Raw genomic sequence first — 2,849 nt, 5'->3', positions numbered from 1 at the left:
CGCGTCAACCGCCGATTGCCGACATCGGCCGGTCCGGCTGGACGAACGACGGGTCGTCGAGACCGGCGCCCGCCTTCTTCCCCCACATGGCCTCCCGCCACAGCCGCGCCACCTCCTCGTCCGGCGCGCCGGAGCGCAACGCGGCCCGCAGGTCGGTCTCCTCGCGCGCGAACAGGCAGTTGCGCACCTGCCCGTCCGCGGTCAGCCGGGTGCGGTCGCAGGCCCGGCAGAAGGGGCGGGTGACGGAGGCGATGACGCCGACGCGGGCCGGGCCGCCGTCCACGAGCCAGCGCTCCGCGGGCGCGGAGCCGCGCTCCGTCTCGCCCTCGGGGGTCAGCGTGAAGCGCGTCCGCAGGGAGGCGAGGATGTCGCCGGCGGTGATCATGCCATCGCGCTGCCAGCCGTGCTGCGGGTCGAGGGGCATCTGCTCGATGAAGCGCAGCTCGTACCCCTCGGCGACGGCCCAGGCGAGCAGGTCGGGGGCCTCGTCCTCGTTGAACCCGGACATCAGCACGCTGTTGACCTTCACCGGCTCCAGGCCGGCGGCCCGCGCGGCGGCGAGGCCGCGGAGCACGTCCCCGTGGCGCCTGCGGCGGGTCAGCCGGTGGAACACGTCGGCCCGCAGGGTGTCCAGCGAGACGTTCACCCGGTCCAGGCCCGCGGCCTTGAGCGCCGGGGCCGTGCGCTCCAGGCCGATGCCGTTGGTGGTCAGGGAGAGCTTGGGGCGGGGCGCGAGCGCGGCGCAGCGCTCGACGATGCCGGTGAGCCCGGGGCGCAGCAGCGGCTCGCCGCCGGTGAAGCGCACGTCGGTCACGCCCAGTTCGGTGACCGCGAGGCGGACGAGGCGGACGATCTCGTCGTCGGTGAGCAGCTCGGGTTTGCCGAGCCACTGGAGCCCCTCCTCCGGCATGCAGTACGTGCACCGCAGGTTGCAGCGGTCGGTGAGCGAGACGCGCAGGTCTGTGGCGACTCGCCCATAGGTGTCACGCAGCATGGCGACGGCCCCTCCCACGGCGGTACCTGACCTCTGGCAGCCTACGCCAGGCCACCGACATTCAACAGTTTGTTGAGAGCCCGTGGCCGAAACGTTCCGTCACACGCGCGTGACGGCTGTGCCGGAAGCGTCCGGCGTGGCCGACACGCCAAAAGACACTGCATGGCGATGTATTGATGGCCACGGGTGATCAGCGCTACGTTCGCTTGCCGTGTACCTGACCGCGGCAAGTGTCCGCGGCGGATTCCTGACTGATGATCTGGAGATCCCATGACTCATCTCCGACCCCGCGGCCGGCGCCTGCTGGCAGTGCCCCTCGGGCTTACCCTCGCGGCGGCGCTCGGCCTCCTGCCGGGGGCGGCCTCCGCCGCGTCGGCCCCGGAGCCCGGCAGCAGTGCCGGGGCCGCGGCCGGCGAGAACCTTTCGTACGTGGTCAACACGAAGCCCGACGGCAAGACGATCGCCCGGGTCGAGGACGCCATTGCGGACGCGGACGGCTCGGTGGTCGTCACGCACAAGAAGATCGGCGTGATCGTCGCCCACTCCACCGACCCGGACTTCGCGGCCGAGTTGCGCGGCGTGCGCGGCGTGCAGTCCGCGGGCGCGAGCCGGACCGCGCCGCTGACGCCCGGCGGAACGCTGGAGACCAGCGCGCCGGAGGTCTACAAGGGCGCCGCCAAGGCCCGTTCGCAGGACCCGGACGTCGAGCCGCTGGAGAACGAACAGTGGGACCTGCCGGCGATCGGTGCCGACAAGGCGCACAAGATCTCGACCGGCAGCAGTGACGTCACCGTCGGCGTCATCGACACCGGCGTGGACGACACCCACCCCGACCTCAAGGCCAACTTCTCCGCCAAGCAGTCCGCCAACTGCGTCGGCGGCGTCGCGGACACCACCGAGGGCGCCTGGCGGCCCTACGACCCGGCGGGCGACTACCACGGCACCCACGTCGCCGGTGAGATCGCCGCCGACCGCAACGGCGTCGGCGTGGCCGGCGTCGCGCCCGGCGTCAAGGTCGCCTCGCTCAAGGTGAGCGAGCCCGAGACCGCGCTGTTCTACGCCGAGGCCGTCGTCTGCGCCTTCGTCTTCGCCGGCGACAACGGCATCGAGATCACCAACAACAGCTACTACGTCGACCCGTGGCTCTACAACTGCCTGGACGATCCCGACCAGCGGGCGATCGTCGACGCGGTCAACCGGGCCTCGCTGTACGCGATGGGCAAGGGCACCCTGCACCTCGCCGCGGCCGGCAACTCCAACCACGACCTCGCCTCCGACGAGATCCTGGACGACTCCAGCCCGAACGACACCACGCCCGGTGACCGCACGATCGACCCGTCCGAGTGCTGGGACATCCCGACGCAGCTGCCCGGCATCGTGACCGTCTCGGCGACCGGCGTGGACGACGACAAGTCGTACTACAGCAGCTACGGCAAGAGGGTCGTCGACGTCGCCGCCCCCGGCGGTGACGGCTACCAGATCCCGGACACGCCGTCGAAGAACGGCCGCATCCTGTCGACGCTGCCGGAGAACAAGTACGGCTGGCTGCAGGGCACCTCGATGGCCACCCCGCACGCCGCGGGCGTGGCGGCGCTCATCAAGAGCAAGCACCCGCGGGTCTCGCCCACGGCGCTGCACATGATGATGAAGTCGCAGGCGGACAACCCGGGCTGCCCGGAGTTCTACGACCCGGACGGCAACGGGGTCGAGGACTCCACCTGCACCGGCAGCAAGCGCAACAACGGCTTCTACGGAGCGGGCATCGTCGACGCGTACGACGCCGTACGGCGATGAGGGCCGGCCGGTGACGTGACCACCGGCGGCCGACGGGCCGGGCTGCGGTGCCTCAGGGCGC

At 71.6% G+C, this 2,849-nt stretch carries 2 protein-coding genes; one reads left to right on the top strand and one right to left on the bottom strand.

The window, feature by feature from the left end:
- Positions 1 to 4: 4 nt before the first annotated feature.
- Entirely contained in the window at positions 5 to 994 is a 990-nt protein-coding gene (gene moaA, locus H5J30_RS25410; RefSeq protein ID WP_181789679.1) for a GTP 3',8-cyclase MoaA, read from the bottom strand.
- Positions 995 to 1,264: 270 nt separating this feature from the next.
- Between moaA and H5J30_RS25405 the strand changes: the two genes are divergently transcribed.
- Positions 1,265 to 2,788 carry a S8 family peptidase gene (locus H5J30_RS25405; RefSeq protein ID WP_181789678.1) on the top strand — a complete coding sequence of 508 codons (1,524 nt, stop codon included), beginning with the start codon at positions 1,265 to 1,267 and terminating at the stop codon, positions 2,786 to 2,788.
- The last annotated feature ends 61 nt before the right edge of the window (positions 2,789 to 2,849 follow it).

This window comes from Streptomyces phytophilus (genome assembly GCF_013870535.1).
Classification (GTDB): Bacteria; Actinomycetota; Actinomycetes; order Streptomycetales; family Streptomycetaceae; genus Streptomyces; species Streptomyces phytophilus.
The sequence above is the reverse complement of the archived record's forward strand: the minus strand, read 5'-3'. Positions and strand labels throughout refer to the sequence as shown.

What these genes read in the sequence shown, in the direction of transcription:
- H5J30_RS25405 (WP_181789678.1), top strand. Translation starts at nt 1,265, where the DNA reads ATGACTCATCTCCGACCCCGCGGCCGGCGCCTGCTGGCAGTGCCCCTC.
- moaA (WP_181789679.1), bottom strand. Translation starts at nt 994, where the DNA reads ATGCTGCGTGACACCTATGGGCGAGTCGCCACAGACCTGCGCGTCTCG.